We start from the raw sequence: 18,647 nt of genomic DNA, 5'->3' as shown, positions 1-18,647 counted from the left end.
CATCGACGCTATTTAAATAAGGTGAGTTTAGGAATGATTAATGACTTATAAAGTTACTTATAGTATTAGGGGGCATAAGAACTTTAAAATCAATTTTGGGAATAATTCATCTGTTTGAATTCTCAATTTGGAAAACACTTTTACTGTGCTTCTTGATGTCTAAATGACTTAATAACCTAGTTTCATGTTATCAAGGTCATTTTCTAGTAGAGAGAGCAATTTATAGATTTCATTCTTGTTAAACGTTTCATCAAATTTTACCGTAATTGTCTTGAAGGTTTTCGTAATGATTTCGTACATTGGGATACCATTCTCTATATTTTGCTTGTAGATAATCATGATGTGTAATTCCTCCTTTGTCTCTCTACACTTAATATAGTAAAGCAATTTTAAAATAAAAACATGAGCCCAAGGTACCAACTTTGGATACAACGTATAGCCTATCACTTTCTACGACTTAATACCTAGAATTTATAATAAGCCTAAATTAATGTGAATGAGTTAAATAAAATACCTCCTCAATGAATGGTCTTAATAAAGACTTTATTGAGGAGGTTAGTTTGAGTTTATAAAAATTAAGTGTTTACTATTAAACTTCTGTTACGTCTACATCGATGTGTTCAACACGATTATAGGCACCATGATCTACTGGACCTACGAAGTCGTTCATTTTCCAGCCATTTTTAATTGCTGAAGCAACAAATGCTTTGGCACTAATAACAGCTTCTTTAGGTGATTTACCATTAGCTAAGTATGCTGTTGTAGCGGCTGCGAATGTACAACCGGCACCGTGGTTGTAGCTTTGTTGGAACATATCTGTTGTTAATTGGTAGAACGTATTACCGTCATAGTATAAGTCGTAAGATTTATCTTGATCTAACGCTTTACCACCTTTAATAATGACGTGTTGAGCGCCTTGATTAAAGATGATGTCTGCTGCTTTCTTCATGTCTTCGATTGAAGTTAATTTACCTAAACCAGAAAGTTGGCCTGCTTCAAATAAGTTAGGTGTCACAACAGTTGCTTTTGGTAATAAATATTCAATCATTGCATCAGTATTTCCTGGGTTAAGTACTTCATCTTCGCCTTTACATACCATAACAGGATCTACTACGAAATATTGTGCGCCTGATTCTTCAAATGCTTCTCCAGCACGTTTAATGATTTCTTGAGTACCTAGCATGCCAGTTTTAACAGCATCTGGACCAATTGAAATAGCTGTTTCAAGTTGCTTTTCAAATAAATCCATAGGAAGTGGTGTCACATCATGAGACCAAGTTTCCTTATCCATTGTTACAACAGCTGTTAAAGCGACCATGCCGTATGTGTCTAATTCTTGGAATGTTTTAAGGTCAGCTTGCATACCAGCTCCCGCACTTGTATCTGAACCTGCAATTGTTAATACTTTTTTTAAAGCCATGTAAATTCACTCCCGACAATTTCTAATCTATGTCTTATAATATCACGTTTATCAGACTACGTGCTAGCTTGAAGTAATGGATAAAATCAATAACTGATTAGGTTAGCATTATGTTAAAATATGGCTTGAGGTGAAAACGATGGAATGGTCAGAAATATTTCATGATATTACGGAACGACACGATTTCAAAGAGATGCACGATTTTTTAGAAAAAGAATATACAACACAAACCATCTATCCAGATAGAGACAATATTTATCAAGCTTTTGATTTAACACCTTTTGAAGATGTGAAAGTGGTTATATTAGGTCAAGATCCTTATCATGGACCGAATCAAGCCCATGGTTTAGCGTTTTCTGTGCAACCTAATGCTAAATTTCCGCCTTCTTTGAGAAATATGTATCAGGAATTGGAAGATGATATTGGGTGTCATCGGACATCACCACATTTACAAGATTGGGCTCGTGAAGGTGTCTTGTTATTAAATACTGTTCTGACGGTTCGACAAGGACAAGCACACTCGCATAAGGATATTGGATGGGAAACATTTACAGATGAAGTGATCCAAGCTATTTCGAAACATCGTGATGATGTTGTATTCATATTATGGGGTAAGCCTGCACAACAGAAAATTAAATTAATTGATACGTCAAAACACTATATTATTAAATCGCCACATCCAAGCCCGTTATCGGCTTATCGTGGGTTCTTTGGTTCTAAACCATATTCTAAAACTAATGATTATTTAGTATCTAAAGGTAAATCACCTATCAATTGGTGCGAGAATGGGGAGGCTTAAATGAATAGAGCGCAAGTGATTCAACTAATTGAACATGAGTTAGTGCAAGCTGATGAGGCTACTAACGAGCAACAATTCGAGAAACATATGTATGCGATTCATACATTAACGTCAATATATGCTAACAACGAAAGTAAGCCAGCGTCATCAAAATCACAAGGTCAGGATTTTACAAAAACTGTGACTACGTCATTTTCAAAAGTAAATCAAAGTTCAAACACATCATCGTCACAAGGTAAATCCAAAGTGACTGCTGCAGAAATTGAGGCGATGGGTGGAAAAGTTCCAGATTCAATGAAATCGTCACAGAATAATAGCTTGCCATCTAATACAATGGTAACGGATGATGAAATTGGTAATGGAGAATCAATATTTGATTTTTAAACTGAATGAGGAGAATGAATGTATATGATGAAATTATTTATAATACTAGGTGCGCTATGTACAATGATGTCAGTTGGTACTGGGGCATTTGGTGCACATGGTCTTGAAGGTAAATTATCGGACAAATATATGTCAGTGTGGGAAAAAGCAGTGAATTATCAAATGTACCATGGATTAGGATTAATCATTATTGGTGTTATTAGTGGTACAACATCTATTAATGTGAATTGGGCAGGTTGGCTTCTCTTCCTTGGTGTGGTGTTCTTTAGTGGTTCGTTATATATATTAGCTTTAACACAAATCCGTATCTTAGGAGCGATTACACCAATTGGTGGTTTATTGTTTATCGCGGGTTGGTTAATGCTTATTATCTCTACATTTAAATTTGTAGGATAAAATTTAACATAATTTATCAAATTTATTAGTTTTATATAAAACTGCAAAGCACTTATATTGTGTCAATAGTATAGATTAAACAACTCACCTTTTGGGTATATAGCATACTTGAGGTGAGTTTATTTTATGAGTAAAAATAATCAAAATCAGGATATAGATAGAGGCGATTTGAAACAGAACCTCTCTGAAAAGTTTGTCTGGGCTATTGCTTATGGCTCATGTATAGGTTGGGGTGCTTTTATTTTACCTGGAGATTGGATTAAGCAATCTGGTCCAATTGCTGCATCTATAGGTATCGTAATTGGTGCATTATTAATGATACTCATTGCAGTAAGTTATGGGGCCTTGGTAGAAAAATTTCCAGTTTCAGGTGGCGCCTTTGCATTTAGTTACTTAAGTTTTGGTAGATACGTTAGTTTCTTCTCATCATGGTTTTTAACATTTGGGTATGTATGTGTTGTTGCACTTAATGCAACGGCATTTAGTTTATTAGTAAAATTCCTACTTCCTGATTTGTTGAATAATGGGAAGTTATACACGATTGCAGGATGGGACGTTTACATAACTGAAATCATTATTGCCACTGTGTTATTACTTGTCTTTATGCTAGTAGCAATCCGTGGTGCAAGTGTATCAGGTTCATTGCAATATTACTTTTGCGTAGCTATGGTTATTGTTGTGTTGCTTATGTTTTTCGGTTCATTCTTTGGAAATAATTTTGCATTTGAGAATTTACAACCATTAGCTAATCCTAAATCAGGTTGGTTCACATCTATAATTATGATTGTGGCAGTAGCGCCTTGGGCGTATGTTGGCTTTGACAACATTCCTCAAACTGCAGAAGAATTTAACTTTTCACCTAATAAGACATTTAAATTGATAGTGTATAGTTTGTTGGCAGCGTCACTGACATATGTCGTAATGATTTTATACACAGGTTGGTTAAGTACTAATAATGCAAGTTTAAATGGTAACTTATGGGTAACAGGTGCTGAAACACAGTCAGCATTTGGTTATATTGGTTTAGGTGTATTAGCCATAGCAATTATTATGGGTATATTTACAGGTTTAAATGGATTTTTAATGAGTGCAAGTCGATTGTTATTCTCGATGGGGCGTTCAGGCATCATGCCAACTGCTTTTAGTAAATTGCACTCTAAATATAAGACACCATATGTAGCGATTATCTTTTTAGTAGCTGTTACATTAATTGCACCTTGGTTAGGTCGTACTGCATTAACATGGATTGTTGATATGTCGTCAACTGGCGTATCAATTGCTTATTTTATTACATGTTTATCTGCAGCTAAGTTGTTCAGTTTTAATAAAGAAAGTAATACGTACGGACCTGTTTATAAGACATTTGCCATTTTTGGTTCGATTGTATCATTTATTTTCCTTCTCTTATTGTTAGTGCCTGGATCACCAGCATCGCTCTCAATGCCGTCATATATTGCTTTAGGTGGATGGTTAGTAATTGGACTGATTTTCTTCGTTATCCGTTATCCTAAATTGAAGCGAATGGATAATGATGAATTAAGTCGATTAATTTTAAATCGTTCTGAAAAAGAAGTTGAAGATATGGTAGATGATACTTATAAATAGTTCAACTTTAAAAAGCGCGGGCTCTAGGGAGCCACGCGCTTTTCTAATATCAACAATAGTATAAATGATGTTATATTCTTTTTCTTGTTCTTGCAAAACCAGATAATATAATTTTAGAAATTTGGTCTGCAAATAATAAGCCGAGCGCAATGGCGCCAGCAATGAGTGTTACTTCAAGCATTGTATTAATCGCTTTACTGAAGTCTAATAGTACTAAATTCTTAGTAGCATCAAACGCTAGACCACCAGGTACAAGAGGAATAATTCCAGGTACCATGAAGATAATTGCCGGTTCTCTCTTTGTACGAGCCATATAGTGACTAATTAAACCTAACGCTAAACTTCCGAAGAAACTTGAGTAGATCGTATGTGTGTTCAAACCTTGATAAAAAAGAATGTAAATCATCCAACCACATGCTCCTACAAATCCACAAGAGAGATAAAGTTTCCTAGGCGCATCGAAGATCACACAGAAAAAAAGTGAAGCGGTATAACTAAAAATTAAGTTTAATATCCAAAACATTCATTCCCACTCCTAAACTAAGATTAAAACTGAACCAACGCCAGCGCCAATACCAAAAGCAGTGACGAGTGCTTCTAAGGACTTCGTTGTAAACATAAGCATGTGTCCACCAAATAGATCTTGAATGGCATTTGTTATAAGTACTCCGGGAACAATAGGCATTACAGAGGCAATAATAATTGTTGCAAGATCACCTGTGGGTAATAAATAATGACCAAGTACTGAAATAATTCCTATAACGAGTGACCCTAAAAATTCTGGAATAAATTGCGCATGTAAACGTCTATCTAGTATTTCAACTACAAGATAACCTAAGCCGCCCGCTAACAATGCGGTGATAACATCGACAAGTTTACCATCCTGTAAATATAGGAAACTAATAGCAATAATGGCAGCAGCAATTCCCTTGAAAAGTAAACTACTATCACGTTTAGCAACATATATATTCTCAAGTTTTAATTTAGCTTCTTCTAGTGTAATTGCACCTTTTGTGATTAAGCGTGAGATTTCATTTGTTTGAGAAATTTTAATGAGATTCGTATCACGTGAATTAATTCTAAAAATTCGAGGATAAGATTCATTATGTAATGTAAATTGAATAACAGTATTGGTAACAAAGCTATTACTCTCAGAATAGCCTAATTTACGTGCAATACGTGTCATTGTATCTTCAACACGTGTACCTTCAGCACCGGACTCCAATAATATGCGTCCAGCCATCATGACAACGTCTTTAATTAATTTTTCATCTGCATTTTCGTGTATTTGTGTATTATCCATTTCATCACCATTCGTTAAGATGTACTCATAATTATAGTCAATGAGTCTAAGATATAAAAGTCTTTTAGGTTTATGATACAAAATTAAAGTAGCTAATTGAAGTAAGCACGCTTATATTAAAAGTTTCTAAGCTCTGATTCGCTCTTATAAAAAAGAGTCTCACATTGTGTATAACAAATGCCTAGAAAATCCGCGCTCCAAAATGAAGAAAATAAGACAATTAAATGTTAAAAAATTAAAAAGAGTGTACATTAATCATTATAGTATAATGTTGCAATACATTTAAAATAAAAAATATATACAAACTCATTCTATAATGTTTCAAAATATTACAATTTGGTTAAATAATAATTAGTTAGCAATTTATGAATAATATTGGGTAGCGACAATATTTTCATAGTTGTTAATGTTCAGAGTAGTAATTAAGTTCTCCCAAAACACATACTACACTATAATAGCCTGAGGCATAGTAAGTGCCTCAGGTTATCGTTGTTTTAAAACCTATTTAAATGTGGCGATTAATAGCTATTCCCTAAATATTCGTTTATTAAACTATTATCAAAATAAGATATTGTGGGCATTTATAAAGTTTGGCACGTCATCTTTGTTAGAGATACATTAGAGTTCCATTATCGATTTATTTTCTATAAATAAAAAGTTCCCTTCAAAGCCATGTTCAAGCAAGCTTAGAAGGGAACAAGTTATGAATTTTACAAAATAGATTTATCTAATAACAAGTTTAGATAGCAAAAAAGTGTTCGAAATCATCTGTTTTTAAGATGTGACCAATATAGAAACCACCAAATTCTCCATATCTAGCAGTTGTCTCATCAAAACGCATTTCGTATACAATTTTTTTGAATTGTAATACATCATCAGAGAATAAAGTTACGCCCCATTCAAAGTCATCAAAACCAACTGACCCTGTGATGAATTGTTTGATCTTACCTGCATATTGTCGACCAATCATACCATGGTTATACATTAATTTCTTACGTTCTTCCATTGGTAACATATACCAGTTATAAGTCTCATTACGACGTTTATCCATTGGATAGAAACAAATATACTCTGTTCTAGGTAATTCAGGATATAATCTCGCTCTAACATGTGGATTTTGATATGGATCTTCATCAGACTTACCTGCTAAGTAATTACCTAATTCAATCACTGACACGTATGAGTATGTTTGAATAAAGAAATCAGCAATACGAAGTTTATTGAGTTCATTTTCAATTTCATTAAGTTCTTTCATTTCTGGACGTAAGTACCATAATAGAATGTCAGCTTTTTGACCTGTAATATTATATAGCGCATAGTCGCCAGCTTGTTGTTCTCTAGCACTAGCTTTATCGTTAATGAATGTCTTGAATTCATTGATCATAGCTTCACGTTCATCCTCAGGCACTAGTCTAAATGTTGCCCAATCTACAGCATAAAATAAATGAAGACTGTACCAACCATCTAAAGTTTCAGCTGCTTCACTCATGTGTATCGCTCCTTCAAAATTGATTATTATTATTTAATACAGACTAAATTTTATCATAAAGAGAATTAGTAAACATACTTAAATGATTACAAATTAGTGAAATGGAAATATCACTATAAATACAGTATAATTAGAGTGCAAAATATTATTATGAAATTATTTAGGAGGGCATTATGTCTAGTTTATTAGATGTATTACAAGAAAAACTTTCAGGAAAAAATGTCAAAATCGTATTACCTGAGGGTGAAGATGAGCGTGTGTTAACAGCTGCTACACAATTACAAGCAACTGACTATGTAACACCTGTAGTTTTAGGTGACTATGACAAAATCAACTTATTAGCTAAAGATAAAGGATTAGATGTTTCAGACATCGAAGTCATTAACCCATCTACAAGCGAATTAAAACCAGAATTAGTTAAATCATTCGTTGAACGCCGTAAAGGTAAAGCAACTGAAGAACAAGCTGATGAATTATTAAATAACGTTAACTATTTCGGTACAATGTTAGTTTACGCTGGTCATGCTGACGGGTTAGTAAGTGGTGCAGCACATTCAACTGGAGATACTGTTCGCCCTGCATTACAAATCATTAAAACGAAACCAGGCGTATCTAAAACTTCTGGTATCTTCTTTATGATTAAAGATGATCAACAATATGTATTCGGTGATTGTGCAATTAACCCAACATTAGAATCATCTGATTTAGCAGAAATCGCAGTTGAAAGTGCGAAATCAGCTAAAAGCTTCGGCATGGACCCACGTGTTGCTATGTTAAGCTTCTCAACTAAAGGTTCAGCTAAATCTAACGATGTTGATAAAGTAGCAAATGCAGTTAAATTAGCTCAAGAAAAAGTAGAATCTGAAGGCTTAACAGACGTTGTAATTGATGGTGAATTCCAATTTGATGCTGCTATTGTACCTTCAGTAGCTGAGAAAAAAGCGCCAGGCGCTAAAATTCAAGGTAATGCAAATGTCTTTGTATTCCCAAGTTTAGAAGCAGGTAATATTGGATACAAAATTGCTCAACGTTTAGGCGGTTTTGACGCAGTTGGTCCTGTATTACAAGGTTTAAACTCACCTGTTAACGACTTATCACGCGGTTGCTCAACTGAAGACGTTTATAAATTATCAATCATTACAGCTGCTCAAACATTACAATAATGGACTTAGCGAGTAAATACTTTAATGATATCGATTGGCGCTATGTAGACCATTCGTCTGGTTTAGCACCAATGCAATCATTTGCTTTTGACGATACGTTTTCAGAAAGCGTAGGAAAAGATTTATCATGCAATGTGGTCAGAACATGGATTCACCAACATACCGTTATTCTCGGTATTCATGATTCGCGTTTACCATTTCTTAAAGATGGTATTCGATATTTAACTGATGAAATAGGTTATAACGCAATTGTGAGGAATTCGGGTGGTCTTGGTGTCGTGTTAGATCAAGGAGTATTAAATATCTCACTTATTTTCAAAGGTCAAACGGAAACGACAATTGATGAAGCATTTACAGTAATGTATTTATTGATTTGCAAAATGTTTGAAAATGAAGATGTAGAGATTGATACACGAGAGATTGAGCACTCATATTGCCCAGGAAAATTTGATTTAAGCATTGATGGTAAAAAGTTTGCCGGCATTTCACAACGTCGTGTACGTGGTGGTATTGCAGTGCAAATATATCTTTGTGTTGAAGGATCAGGTTCAGAACGCGCGGAAATGATGCGTGTCTTCTATGAACATGCACTTAAAGGCGAAGTGACTAAATTTAAATATCCGGATATACAACCTGAATGTATGGCATCACTGGAAACGTTGTTTGGGCGAGAGATTAAAGTCCAAGATGTGATGTTCCAATTATTACACGCTATTAAAGATTTAGGTGGTAATCTGAATATGGATCCAATCACTGAAGATGAATGGACACGTTATGAAGGTTACTTCGACAAGATGATAGATCGTAATGAGAAGATGAATCGTTCAATAGAAGCTGATTAAGCGTGAAACAACTTTTAAAATTGAAAATTTGATACAGTTAAATAGGCTGGGACAAAATAAAATGTCTCAGCCTACTTTATCATGTTGTCAGTAGCTGACTGATTTGAAAATGCGCTTGCGTCAAGCGTTTTTTCAAACCTAGTCATCCTTGCCTCGTAATCGGTGCCCCCAACAAAGAGAATTTCCTAAAGAAATTCTACAAGCAAAGCAAGCTGGGGTTCGGGGCCCCAACAAAGAGAATTTTTCAAAGAAATTCTACAAGCAAAGCAAGTTGGGGTTCGGGGCCCCAACAAAGAGAATTTCCTAAAGAAATTCTACAAGCTAGGCAAGCTGGGGTTCGGGGCCCCAGCAAAGAGAATTTCCTAAAGAAATTCTACAAGCTAAGCAAGCTGGGGTTACAACGAAATAAATCCTGAGAAAATATTATTTCTGTTCTACTCCCTTTTCATTTGGAATAATGTAATTTTAGGTGGAATTATATATCAAATTTATTATAAATTGCTATATTCCTATTACTTTTTATAGTAATATAGTTTAGGTAGATTAATATAAAAACGATGTAGATTGTGTATCATTTTAATATATTGATGGTGGAGATTAATCAAGAACGAAGGCCATCTTAATTAAAAGACTAACATGACAGTATGTTAGAGATTTTAAATTTAGGGTATAAATATTTTTAAGTTTTAAAGTTAAATTAACTGAGTCTATCTTTTATTCAAGTCGAAAAAGGATACAAAAATGTGGATAGACTATGACATGCAATTATAAAGTTAATTTGCGTACACACTACGATAAAAGGTCAGTAATTTAAATACAAATTGACATAGGCATTTATAGAGTTGAAAGATTTAGGATATATGCATGATAAGTATGTCCACTGACCTCGAAAATAATTTTTCAGAAAGAATATTAAAGGTGAGATATCATGGTACAACGTGGCTATGGGGAGTCTAACGGCAAAATAATATTAATCGGGGAGCATGCGGTAACATTTGGTGAACCTGCAATTGCGATTCCGTTTACTTCAGGAAAAGTAAAAGTCTTAATCGAAAGTTTGGAAAAAGGTAATTACTCAGCGATACAAAGTGATGTCTATGATGGACCACTTTATGATGCGCCAGAACATTTGAAATCTTTAATTGGCCATTTCGTAGAGAATAAAAAGGTAGAAGAGCCATTATTAATAAAAATTCAAGCAAATTTACCACCATCTAGAGGTTTAGGATCAAGTGCAGCCGTTGCTGTCGCTTTCATAAGAGCAAGCTATGATTATTTAGGTTTACCACTAACTGATAAAGAATTATTAGAGAATGCAGACTGGGCAGAACGTATAGCTCACGGTAAACCAAGTGGTATAGATACTAAGACTATCGTTACGAATCAACCTGTTTGGTATCAAAAGGGCGAAGTTGAAATATTAAAGACCTTAGATTTAGATGGTTATATGGTAGTTATCGATACAGGTGTTAAAGGTTCTACTAAACAAGCAGTCGAAGATGTGCATCAATTATGTGATAATGATAAGAATTATATGCAAGTTGTTGAACATATTGGTTCTTTAGTTTATTCAGCAAGTGAAGCGATTGAGCATCATAGTTTTGATCAATTAGCTACAATCTTTAATCAATGTCAAGATGACTTGAGAACATTGACGGTGAGTCATGACAAAATAGAAATGTTTCTTCGCTTAGGAGAAGAGAATGGTTCAGTTGCTGGCAAACTAACAGGTGGCGGCCGTGGTGGTAGTATGCTTATCTTAGCTAAAGAATTGCAAACAGCTAAGAATATTGTCGCTGCAGTTGAAAAAGCTGGGGCACAACATACATGGATTGAGAAGTTAGGAGGATAAACCATTGAAAAAGAGTGGTAAAGCACGCGCACATACGAATATTGCACTGATTAAATATTGGGGTAAAGCCGATGAGGCATTAATCATACCAATGAATAATAGTTTGTCAGTTACACTTGACCGTTTTTACACTGAAACGCGTGTAACATTTGATGAAACATTAACAGAAGATCAGTTAATTCTTAACGGGGAAGCTGTAAACGCTAAGGAAAGCGCTAAGATTCAACGTTATATGGAAATGATTCGTAAAGAAGCTGGGATTTCAGAACATGCACTTATTGAAAGTGAGAATTTTGTTCCAACAGCTGCAGGATTAGCTTCGTCAGCAAGTGCATATGCTGCATTAGCCGGTGCGTGTAATGAAGCTCTACAATTAGGTTTATCTGATAAAGATCTTTCACGTTTAGCGCGTCGTGGGTCTGGTTCAGCATCTCGTAGTATTTATGGTGGGTTTGCTGAATGGGAAAAGGGACATGACGATGAATCTTCGTTTGCACACCGTGTTGAAGCGGATGGCTGGGAAAATGAACTGGCTATGGTTTTTGTTGTTATTAATAACAAATCTAAAAAGGTATCCAGTCGTTCAGGTATGTCACTTACACGTGATACGTCACGTTTTTATCAATATTGGTTAGATAACGTTGAACCAGATTTGAAAGATACTAAAGAAGCCATTGCTCAAAAAGATTTCAAGCGTATGGGTGAAGTTATTGAAGCTAATGGTTTACGCATGCATGCAACTAATTTGGGAGCACAACCTCCATTTACATATTTAGTACCAGAAAGTTATGATGCTATGCGCATCGTTCATGAATGTAGAGAAGCGGGTTTACCTTGCTACTTTACAATGGACGCGGGTCCTAACGTTAAAGTATTGATTGAAAAGAAAAATCAACAAGCTATCGTAGATAAATTCTTACAAGAATTTGATCAATCACAAATCATCACAAGTGACATTACCCAATCAGGAGTCGAAATAATTAAGTAAGGAAGAGATATAATGATTCAGGTGAAAGCACCAGGAAAGCTTTATGTAGCAGGTGAATATGCAGTGACTGAGCCAGGATATAAGTCTGTCTTAATTGCGGTCGATCGATTTGTTACAGCTTCAATTGAAGCTTCTAATGCAGTAACAGGTACGATTCATTCCAAGACATTACATTATGAACCTGTAACGTTTAATCGCAATGAAGATAAAATTGATATCTCCGATGCTAATGCTGCTAGTCAATTAAAGTATGTTGTAACTGCAATTGAAGTTTTCGAACAATATGCGAGAAGTTGCAACGTCAAATTGAAGCATTTTCATTTAGAAATCGATAGTAATTTAGATGATGCTTCAGGTAATAAATATGGGCTTGGTTCTAGTGCGGCAGTTTTAGTGTCAGTCGTCAAAGCATTAAATGAGTTTTACGATATGCAATTATCTAACCTATATATTTATAAACTTGCAGTCATTTCTAATATGCGATTACAAAGTTTAAGCTCATGTGGTGATATAGCTGTAAGTGTATACAGTGGCTGGCTAGCTTATAGTACTTTCGATCACGATTGGGTCAAACAACAGATGGAAGAAACATCAGTTAATGAAGTATTAGAAAAAAATTGGCCGGGTCTTCATATTGAACCTTTACAGGCCCCAGAGAATATGGAAGTCTTAATCGGTTGGACAGGTTCGCCTGCTTCATCACCTCATTTAGTCAGTGAAGTGAAACGCTTAAAATCAGATCCTTCTTTTTATGGAAGATTCCTTGATCAATCTCATACATGTGTTGAAAATCTTATCTATGCGTTTAAAACAAATAATATTAAAGGTGTTCAGAAAATGATTCGACAAAATCGTATGATTATTCAACAAATGGATAATGAAGCGACAGTCGACATTGAAACTGAAAATTTAAAAATGTTATGTGATATTGGAGAACGTTATGGTGCTGCTGCCAAGACATCAGGTGCTGGCGGTGGCGATTGCGGTATCGCCATTATTGATAATCGCATTGATAAAAATCGTATTTATAATGAATGGGCATCACACGGTATTAAACCGTTGAAATTTAAAATTTATCATGGACAATAATAATATAAACTAATAAGTGAGTAGGACTGAATTCAAATGTTGAATCAGCGTCTTGCTCTTTTTTATTATGGCTGAGAATGACTTTTAATGATAGGCTTGAATTTTCTTGTAAAAGGAGTAAAATAATTAGAGTTAAATTCATTGATTCGTATTAATATGCTTCAAAATTTAGGATAGAAACGACAATATAGAAAGGTAGGTGGCAAGGTGAAAAATAAATTTTTAATATGTGATGAATGTCAGGCGGTAAATATCAAAACTTTGAAAAGAAAATTAGAAAAATTAGATCCAGAAGCAGAAATTGAAATCGGCTGTCAATCTTATTGTGGCCCTGGACGTCGAAAAACGTTTGCCTTCGTCAATAATCGACCACTTGCTGCGCTTACTGAAGACGAATTGTTAGAAAAAGTCACAGCTCAGCTAAAAAAACCAAGAGATCCGGAAGAAGAAGAACGATTAAGAAAGCGTAATGAGGAACGTAAACGCCGTAAAGAAGAACAAGACCGAAAGCTAAAAGAGAAATTAGCTAAACGTAAGGCGATAAAATAGAGGAATGAAGTTATATTATAAACTTAAGCTATGAGTGTATTCTAACCTGAATATTGTCGTAGCTTTTTTATTACAATAAAAAAAGCACTTAGAAGATATTTATCTTCTAAGCGCTTAATTAGGTCTAATCCTATGACATTACAACAACGTTAGTTGCTTGTTCGCCACGTTGACCTTCAGTAATATCGAAGTCAACTTTTTGACCTTCTTCTAAAGTTTTGTAACCTTCACCAGCGATACCGCTGAAGTGTACGAATACGTCACTTCCGTCTTCTCTTTCGATGAAACCAAAGCCTTTTTCTGCGTTAAACCATTTTACTGTACCGTTATTCATATAGAATACCTCCATGTGCTTTTGCACGAATATTTGTAACAAATTCATTTATAAAAAAGAGAGTATTCTAAACAAACACACTACATTTAAATTCACGAGCTTTTATTACGTTAGATTAACTATAACTGTTATTTATTAATAAGTAAAGCTTTTTATTTTTAAAAATATTGATAAGTTGAATTTATATCTCTTGAAGTACTAGTATGACAGTATTTTAATAAATTAAAAATTTTTAAATATTAAACAAATCATTAAAGGATTCTACTATAGTTGGGTGAGTATAAATAGTATCTCTTAGAACTTGGTAAGGTATATGTTGATCAATTGCTAACTTAATTAAATTAATAATTTCTTCTGATTCTTTGCCATAAAGTGTAGCACCTAAAATCAAATCAGTATCTTTATCGATAACAACTTTGAAAATGCCGCGAGCGTCATTATTAATCTTATGTCTCGGAATTTGAGCGACAAGTAATGTATTTTCAATATAATTATAGCCTTGAGATTGAGCTTCTTTAGCTGTTAAACCTACTCGAGAAAATGGTGGATCAATAAAGACAGTGTAAGGAATTGTACCGCGGTTAAGTGTAGTACGCGATTGGTCACCATATAGTGTAGATTTTAGAATTCTAAAGTCGTCCAGAGAGATATACGTGAATTGTAGTCCGCCTTTGACATCTCCAACAGCATAAATATGTTCGACTGAAGTTTGAAGATGCTCATTCACTTTGATTTCACCACGTTCACCAAGTTCAACATCAGTTTCTTCAAGCGCTAAATCAGTATTAGGTATACGACCTGTAGCTATCAATACAGCGTCAGCTGAGAAATTGCCTTTAGAAGTTACAATTGTCGTTTGGTTGTTGTTATTTTTAAATTCTAGCGTTTCTGCATTTGTGACAAAGGTAATCCCTTTGTCCTCTAAATCTTTAATTGCATGTGCAACCACGTCTTGATCTTCACGTGGCATGATATGTTCGCCGTGTTCTATAACTGTGACTTTTGAGCCAAAATTAGCAAACATTGAAGCAAATTCTAGGGCGATATAGCCACCACCGATGATGACTAAATGCTTAGGTTGATATGCAATATTCAATAAACCTTGTGAATCAAATAAATGTTTAGCACTTTCGATACCCGGGATAGATGGAATATTCGATTTTGCGCCTGTATTAATAACAATTCTATCCGCAGTTAAAGTATGTACAATAGCACCATCCTCGTCTAGTAGATTAACTTCAGTATTAGATTTGAATTGCGCTTTGTAATTGAATACTTCAATGTTTGTATCATTTGCTAAGTTATCATAGTTTTTCTTATTTAGTGCGCTGACTACGTCTTTTTTTCTTGAAAAGGCAGTACCAAAGTCTGTACCATCAATCCCATCATGTACGAGTACTTTAGACGGGATACAACCGTGGTTAATGCACGTGCCGCCATAGTTATCTGATGATTGTTCTACTAAAGCGACGTGTTGACCTTGTGATGCCGCGTACTTGGCAAGTGTTTTTCCTGCTTTACCGAAACCAATAACTAATAAATTAAAATGTGTCATTTGATGTGTCCTCCTGAAGTGTATCTTTAATTACGTCGTTAATTGTCAAGTTACGATAAAAATTGAGCGCTAGTGCAGTTTCTTGCTCTTTGTATTTATTCATAGTGGTTGCGATATTTCTAGAGATTATACAATGGCTTTCTTCGCTACCAGTAAAAATACGTTGTGTTGGTAATTTATCTAACACGAAAAGTTGATATAGTGTATCTAAGGTGATGGTTGGAGTGTGCGCATTAGCTCGATAGCCACCACCTTTTCCAAGAATTGAATCTATATATTGTTGATTATTAAGTGTAGTGGTAACGCGCCTTAGTTGCACAGGATTAAGACAGGTAAGTTCTGCTAAATCCTGGCTATTGAATTGTTCTTCGGAATGCTTAGTAAGAAAGCTTAGCACGTGTACTGCAATGTTGAATTCTAAATTCATAGTATACCGCCTTTAATGTAACTTGATTAGTTACATTAAAATACATTGCTCATCAAAAGTCAATATGAATGTCATAATAAGAAATGGGTAAACTATAAGTAGTTATATAGAATAAAGGAGCGATTATAGATGGCAGATTTAGTACAATTAGGTAAATCAGATGTTCACGTATTTCCAATTGCATTAGGTACAAACGCAGTAGGTGGTCACAATTTATACCCAAATTTAGATGAAGAACAGGGTAAAGATGTTGTACGTAAAGCAATTGACAACGGTATTACGTTACTAGATACAGCTTATATTTATGGACCTGAACGTTCTGAAGAATTAGTTGGCCAAGTAGTTCAAGAGTATCCTCGTGAACAAGTTCAAATTGCAACGAAAGGTTCACATGTTATTAAAGAAAATGATGAAATCGTACAAAATAATGATCCAGATTATTTAAAACAGCAAGTTGAGAATAGCTTGAAACGCCTTCAAGTAGATTATATTGATTTATACTACATTCATTTTCCAGATGAAAATACACCGAAAGATAAAGCAGTTGCTGCATTAAAAGAACTTAAAGATGAAGGCAAGATTAAAGCGATAGGCGTGTCTAACTTCTCATTAGAACAACTTAAGGAAGCGAATAAAGATGGTTATGTCGATGTAGTGCAATTAGAATACAACTTATTACATCGTGAAAATGAAGAAGTCATGAAATATGCAGCTGAAAATAATATTACATTTATACCATACTTCCCATTAGCATCAGGCATCTTAGCTGGTAAGTATGAGGAAAATCAAACGTTTGATGATCATCGTGCACCTCGCCGTGATTTCCAACCGGAAGTATTTAATGATAATGTTCGACGAGTGAAACAATTACAAGGCATTGCGGAAGCTCATAACACATCTATTGCTAATGTGGTTCTAGCATTCTACTTAACGCGTCCAGCGTTAGATGTGGTGATTCCTGGTGCGAAACGTGCTGAACAAGTTGTGCAAAATATTGAAGCGGCAAATATTCAATTAACAGATGATGAACTGAACAAAATTGATGAATTATTTCCGATTGAATAAAATAAATTAAGGTAAAATTAAATAAAGTAATTGATACTCTTACACCGTTTATATGTGTGTAAGAGTTTTTTATAACTGAAATAAATAGTAATGATTCTTTTTTATTTTTAAAAATACACATATATTACGTGAAATAAGGGTACTAGGCAAATATGTAAAATATTAAGTAAGTATGAAGTGTTTATGTTGTTAACAATGAATAAGGGAATAGTTTTTTAATATAAATAAAGAGAGAGTGATAAAAATGATAACAGTTTTATTTGGAGGAAGTCGTCCAGAGGGGAATACAGCACAACTTACTAAGTCAGCAGTTGAGGGATTAGATTATAAATGGATTGACTTAACCGATTATCAATTCAATCCCGTAAGAGACTTTCGTCACGAGAATAGAGATATTACAAGCTATAACGATGATTATAAACAGGTCATTGATCAAGTTTTAGAAAGTGATACGGTCATATTTGCATCACCGGTGTATTGGTATAGTGTTTCTGCATCTTTAAAGGCATTTATCGATCATTGGTCTGAAACTTTGATAGACGATAACTACAAGGACTTTAAAGAAAAAATGGCAAAGAAAGATTTTCGACTTATTTTAGTTGGTGGAGACTGCCCTAAAGTGAAAGCTAAGCCATGTATTACTCAAATGAAATATACATTAGATTTTATTGGTGCTGAACTTAATGGATATATAATTGGTACCGCTGAACGTCCAGGTGATATTTCGAAAGATACGTTTGCACTAGAAAGAGCTAAAGAATGGAATGGAACACTAGCGTAAGCCTAATTTAAAAGTATATTAAACTACGCTGATAAATATTCTATATTAAGCGATTGGATAAGTACTGTGATATAATTTCATTATTAATTCCATAGTAAAGTCAGGAGAATCAAGTATGTTTAAAGTCAGAGAAGCTACACCAAATGACGTTGTAGCGATTAGAGATGTTGCTACTAAGGCATGGTATAACACATATTTAAATATTTATGCAGCATCAACAATAAATGAGTTATTAGCTGCTTCTTATAATGAGCAACATTTAAAGAAACGTTTAGAAGAACAACTATTTTTAGTAGCCGAAGATAATGATGAAATTATTGGCTTTGCTAATTTCATTTATGGTAAAGAATTGTATTTGTCTGCGCATTATGTACATCCAGAATCTCAACATAAAGGTTATGGTTCTAGTCTACTTAAGAAAGGATTAGAACAATTTGACGGTAAATATGATGCAGTATTTTTAGAAGTTGATAATAAAAATAAAGATGCAATTCAATATTATCAAAATAATGATTTTGAAATCGTACGTTCTTATCAACCAGAAATGTATGGAGAACAAATGGATTTAGCTTTAATGAAGAGAAGTCTATAAACGCTATGACTATA

21 protein-coding genes are annotated in these 18,647 nt (G+C 34.3%); 13 read left to right on the top strand and 8 right to left on the bottom strand.

Annotation, left to right across the window (positions count from 1 at the left end):
* Nucleotides 1-168 precede the first annotated feature (168 nt).
* Nucleotides 169-339 (bottom strand): C1q-binding complement inhibitor VraX, encoded by a 171-nt coding sequence (vraX, locus tag SBL16_RS02760; RefSeq protein ID WP_011276668.1) that lies wholly within the window; start codon nucleotides 337-339, stop codon nucleotides 169-171.
* 250 nt (nucleotides 340-589) lie between these two features.
* A complete protein-coding gene (gene thiD, locus SBL16_RS02755) occupies nucleotides 590-1,420 on the bottom strand; it encodes a bifunctional hydroxymethylpyrimidine kinase/phosphomethylpyrimidine kinase (protein WP_037537375.1) in 831 nt (276 codons plus the stop codon).
* Between the two features lie 139 nt (nucleotides 1,421-1,559).
* On the opposite strand from thiD, the gene SBL16_RS02750 reads away from it, so the two are divergent.
* From SBL16_RS02750 to SBL16_RS02735, 4 genes are all read left to right on the top strand, one after another.
* A complete protein-coding gene (locus SBL16_RS02750; protein WP_070839491.1) occupies nucleotides 1,560-2,219 on the top strand; it encodes a uracil-DNA glycosylase in 660 nt (219 codons plus the stop codon).
* Nucleotides 2,220-2,603 carry a DUF5327 family protein gene (locus SBL16_RS02745; protein ID WP_107611801.1) on the top strand — a complete coding sequence of 128 codons (384 nt, stop codon included), beginning with the start codon at nucleotides 2,220-2,222 and terminating at the stop codon, nucleotides 2,601-2,603.
* A 27-nt stretch (nucleotides 2,604-2,630) separates the two neighbouring features.
* Entirely contained in the window at nucleotides 2,631-2,999 is a 369-nt protein-coding gene (locus SBL16_RS02740) for a DUF423 domain-containing protein (RefSeq protein ID WP_160380486.1), read from the top strand.
* Nucleotides 3,000-3,125: 126 nt separating this feature from the next.
* On the top strand, nucleotides 3,126-4,604 hold the full coding sequence (locus SBL16_RS02735) for an APC family permease (protein ID WP_053018559.1): 1,479 nt from the start codon (nucleotides 3,126-3,128) through the stop codon (nucleotides 4,602-4,604).
* A gap of 70 nt (nucleotides 4,605-4,674) precedes the next feature.
* On the opposite strand, the gene SBL16_RS02730 is transcribed toward SBL16_RS02735, so the two are convergent.
* The 3 genes from SBL16_RS02730 to hemQ all read right to left on the bottom strand — a co-directional run bounded on the left by SBL16_RS02730 (nucleotide 4,675) and on the right by hemQ (nucleotide 7,396).
* Nucleotides 4,675-5,127, bottom strand: coding sequence for a threonine/serine exporter family protein (locus SBL16_RS02730; protein WP_317952643.1), 453 nt, complete (start codon nucleotides 5,125-5,127; stop codon nucleotides 4,675-4,677).
* Nucleotides 5,128-5,139: 12 nt separating this feature from the next.
* Entirely contained in the window at nucleotides 5,140-5,907 is a 768-nt protein-coding gene (locus tag SBL16_RS02725; protein ID WP_053017129.1) for a threonine/serine exporter family protein, read from the bottom strand.
* 739 nt (nucleotides 5,908-6,646) lie between these two features.
* Entirely contained in the window at nucleotides 6,647-7,396 is a 750-nt protein-coding gene (gene hemQ / locus SBL16_RS02720; protein ID WP_011276660.1) for a hydrogen peroxide-dependent heme synthase, read from the bottom strand.
* Nucleotides 7,397-7,569: 173 nt separating this feature from the next.
* Here hemQ and pta point away from each other — a divergent pair, with 173 nt between their 5' ends.
* The 6 genes from pta to SBL16_RS02690 all read left to right on the top strand — a co-directional run bounded on the left by pta (nucleotide 7,570) and on the right by SBL16_RS02690 (nucleotide 13,879).
* A complete protein-coding gene (pta, locus tag SBL16_RS02715; RefSeq protein ID WP_107611800.1) occupies nucleotides 7,570-8,559 on the top strand; it encodes a phosphate acetyltransferase in 990 nt (329 codons plus the stop codon).
* The gene (locus SBL16_RS02710) at nucleotides 8,559-9,401 is read left to right on the top strand and encodes a biotin/lipoate A/B protein ligase family protein (RefSeq protein ID WP_016930863.1); all 843 of its coding nucleotides are present in this window, start codon (nucleotides 8,559-8,561) and stop codon (nucleotides 9,399-9,401) included. The genes pta and SBL16_RS02710 overlap by 1 nt, the downstream gene beginning before the upstream one ends.
* A gap of 928 nt (nucleotides 9,402-10,329) precedes the next feature.
* Nucleotides 10,330-11,253 carry a mevalonate kinase gene (gene mvk, locus SBL16_RS02705; RefSeq protein WP_037537381.1) on the top strand — a complete coding sequence of 308 codons (924 nt, stop codon included), beginning with the start codon at nucleotides 10,330-10,332 and terminating at the stop codon, nucleotides 11,251-11,253.
* A gap of 4 nt (nucleotides 11,254-11,257) precedes the next feature.
* A complete protein-coding gene (mvaD, locus tag SBL16_RS02700) occupies nucleotides 11,258-12,241 on the top strand; it encodes a diphosphomevalonate decarboxylase (protein WP_107611799.1) in 984 nt (327 codons plus the stop codon).
* A 12-nt stretch (nucleotides 12,242-12,253) separates the two neighbouring features.
* On the top strand, nucleotides 12,254-13,330 hold the full coding sequence (locus SBL16_RS02695; RefSeq protein ID WP_053017131.1) for a phosphomevalonate kinase: 1,077 nt from the start codon (nucleotides 12,254-12,256) through the stop codon (nucleotides 13,328-13,330).
* Between the two features lie 207 nt (nucleotides 13,331-13,537).
* Nucleotides 13,538-13,879 carry a DUF1450 domain-containing protein gene (locus tag SBL16_RS02690; protein ID WP_011276654.1) on the top strand — a complete coding sequence of 114 codons (342 nt, stop codon included), beginning with the start codon at nucleotides 13,538-13,540 and terminating at the stop codon, nucleotides 13,877-13,879.
* Between the two features lie 130 nt (nucleotides 13,880-14,009).
* Here the strand turns inward: SBL16_RS02690 and SBL16_RS02685 are convergent, their stop codons facing one another.
* The 3 genes from SBL16_RS02685 to hypR form a co-directional block, all read right to left on the bottom strand.
* Nucleotides 14,010-14,213, bottom strand: coding sequence for a cold-shock protein (locus SBL16_RS02685; RefSeq protein WP_049426256.1), 204 nt, complete (start codon nucleotides 14,211-14,213; stop codon nucleotides 14,010-14,012).
* A 232-nt stretch (nucleotides 14,214-14,445) separates the two neighbouring features.
* Nucleotides 14,446-15,768, bottom strand: coding sequence for a hypothiocyanous acid reductase MerA (gene merA / locus SBL16_RS02680; protein ID WP_107611798.1), 1,323 nt, complete (start codon nucleotides 15,766-15,768; stop codon nucleotides 14,446-14,448).
* Entirely contained in the window at nucleotides 15,755-16,195 is a 441-nt protein-coding gene (gene hypR, locus SBL16_RS02675) for a redox-sensitive transcriptional regulator HypR (RefSeq protein WP_107611797.1), read from the bottom strand. The genes merA and hypR overlap by 14 nt, the downstream gene beginning before the upstream one ends.
* A gap of 129 nt (nucleotides 16,196-16,324) precedes the next feature.
* Here hypR and SBL16_RS02670 point away from each other — a divergent pair, with 129 nt between their 5' ends.
* The 3 genes from SBL16_RS02670 to SBL16_RS02660 all read left to right on the top strand — a co-directional run bounded on the left by SBL16_RS02670 (nucleotide 16,325) and on the right by SBL16_RS02660 (nucleotide 18,633).
* Nucleotides 16,325-17,260, top strand: coding sequence for an aldo/keto reductase (locus tag SBL16_RS02670; RefSeq protein ID WP_107611796.1), 936 nt, complete (start codon nucleotides 16,325-16,327; stop codon nucleotides 17,258-17,260).
* A 244-nt stretch (nucleotides 17,261-17,504) separates the two neighbouring features.
* A complete protein-coding gene (locus SBL16_RS02665; protein WP_053017135.1) occupies nucleotides 17,505-18,041 on the top strand; it encodes a flavodoxin family protein in 537 nt (178 codons plus the stop codon).
* A 115-nt stretch (nucleotides 18,042-18,156) separates the two neighbouring features.
* Nucleotides 18,157-18,633, top strand: coding sequence for a GNAT family N-acetyltransferase (locus tag SBL16_RS02660; protein WP_053017136.1), 477 nt, complete (start codon nucleotides 18,157-18,159; stop codon nucleotides 18,631-18,633).
* Nucleotides 18,634-18,647: the final 14 nt, after the last annotated feature.

Source organism: Staphylococcus sp. NWU MK-U1, from assembly GCF_033283505.1.
Classification (GTDB): Bacteria; Bacillota; Bacilli; order Staphylococcales; family Staphylococcaceae; genus Staphylococcus; species Staphylococcus haemolyticus.
Note: the sequence above shows the minus strand (reverse complement) of the source record. Positions and strands in the feature narration are given on the sequence as shown.

Coding starts and splice junctions, on each gene's coding strand:
- SBL16_RS02685 (WP_049426256.1), bottom strand. CDS start 14,213: ATGAATAACGGTACAGTAAAATGGTTTAACGCAGAAAAAGGCTTTGGT.
- SBL16_RS02740 (WP_160380486.1), top strand. CDS start 2,631: ATGAAATTATTTATAATACTAGGTGCGCTATGTACAATGATGTCAGTT.
- hypR (WP_107611797.1), bottom strand. CDS start 16,195: ATGAATTTAGAATTCAACATTGCAGTACACGTGCTAAGCTTTCTTACT.
- SBL16_RS02725 (WP_053017129.1), bottom strand. CDS start 5,907: ATGGATAATACACAAATACACGAAAATGCAGATGAAAAATTAATTAAA.
- pta (WP_107611800.1), top strand. CDS start 7,570: ATGTCTAGTTTATTAGATGTATTACAAGAAAAACTTTCAGGAAAAAAT.
- vraX (WP_011276668.1), bottom strand. CDS start 339: ATGATTATCTACAAGCAAAATATAGAGAATGGTATCCCAATGTACGAA.
- SBL16_RS02745 (WP_107611801.1), top strand. CDS start 2,220: ATGAATAGAGCGCAAGTGATTCAACTAATTGAACATGAGTTAGTGCAA.
- SBL16_RS02695 (WP_053017131.1), top strand. CDS start 12,254: ATGATTCAGGTGAAAGCACCAGGAAAGCTTTATGTAGCAGGTGAATAT.
- SBL16_RS02660 (WP_053017136.1), top strand. CDS start 18,157: ATGTTTAAAGTCAGAGAAGCTACACCAAATGACGTTGTAGCGATTAGA.
- hemQ (WP_011276660.1), bottom strand. CDS start 7,396: ATGAGTGAAGCAGCTGAAACTTTAGATGGTTGGTACAGTCTTCATTTA.
- SBL16_RS02750 (WP_070839491.1), top strand. CDS start 1,560: ATGGAATGGTCAGAAATATTTCATGATATTACGGAACGACACGATTTC.
- SBL16_RS02670 (WP_107611796.1), top strand. CDS start 16,325: ATGGCAGATTTAGTACAATTAGGTAAATCAGATGTTCACGTATTTCCA.
- SBL16_RS02710 (WP_016930863.1), top strand. CDS start 8,559: ATGGACTTAGCGAGTAAATACTTTAATGATATCGATTGGCGCTATGTA.
- SBL16_RS02665 (WP_053017135.1), top strand. CDS start 17,505: ATGATAACAGTTTTATTTGGAGGAAGTCGTCCAGAGGGGAATACAGCA.
- thiD (WP_037537375.1), bottom strand. CDS start 1,420: ATGGCTTTAAAAAAAGTATTAACAATTGCAGGTTCAGATACAAGTGCG.
- SBL16_RS02730 (WP_317952643.1), bottom strand. CDS start 5,127: ATGTTTTGGATATTAAACTTAATTTTTAGTTATACCGCTTCACTTTTT.
- mvk (WP_037537381.1), top strand. CDS start 10,330: ATGGTACAACGTGGCTATGGGGAGTCTAACGGCAAAATAATATTAATC.
- SBL16_RS02735 (WP_053018559.1), top strand. CDS start 3,126: ATGAGTAAAAATAATCAAAATCAGGATATAGATAGAGGCGATTTGAAA.
- merA (WP_107611798.1), bottom strand. CDS start 15,768: ATGACACATTTTAATTTATTAGTTATTGGTTTCGGTAAAGCAGGAAAA.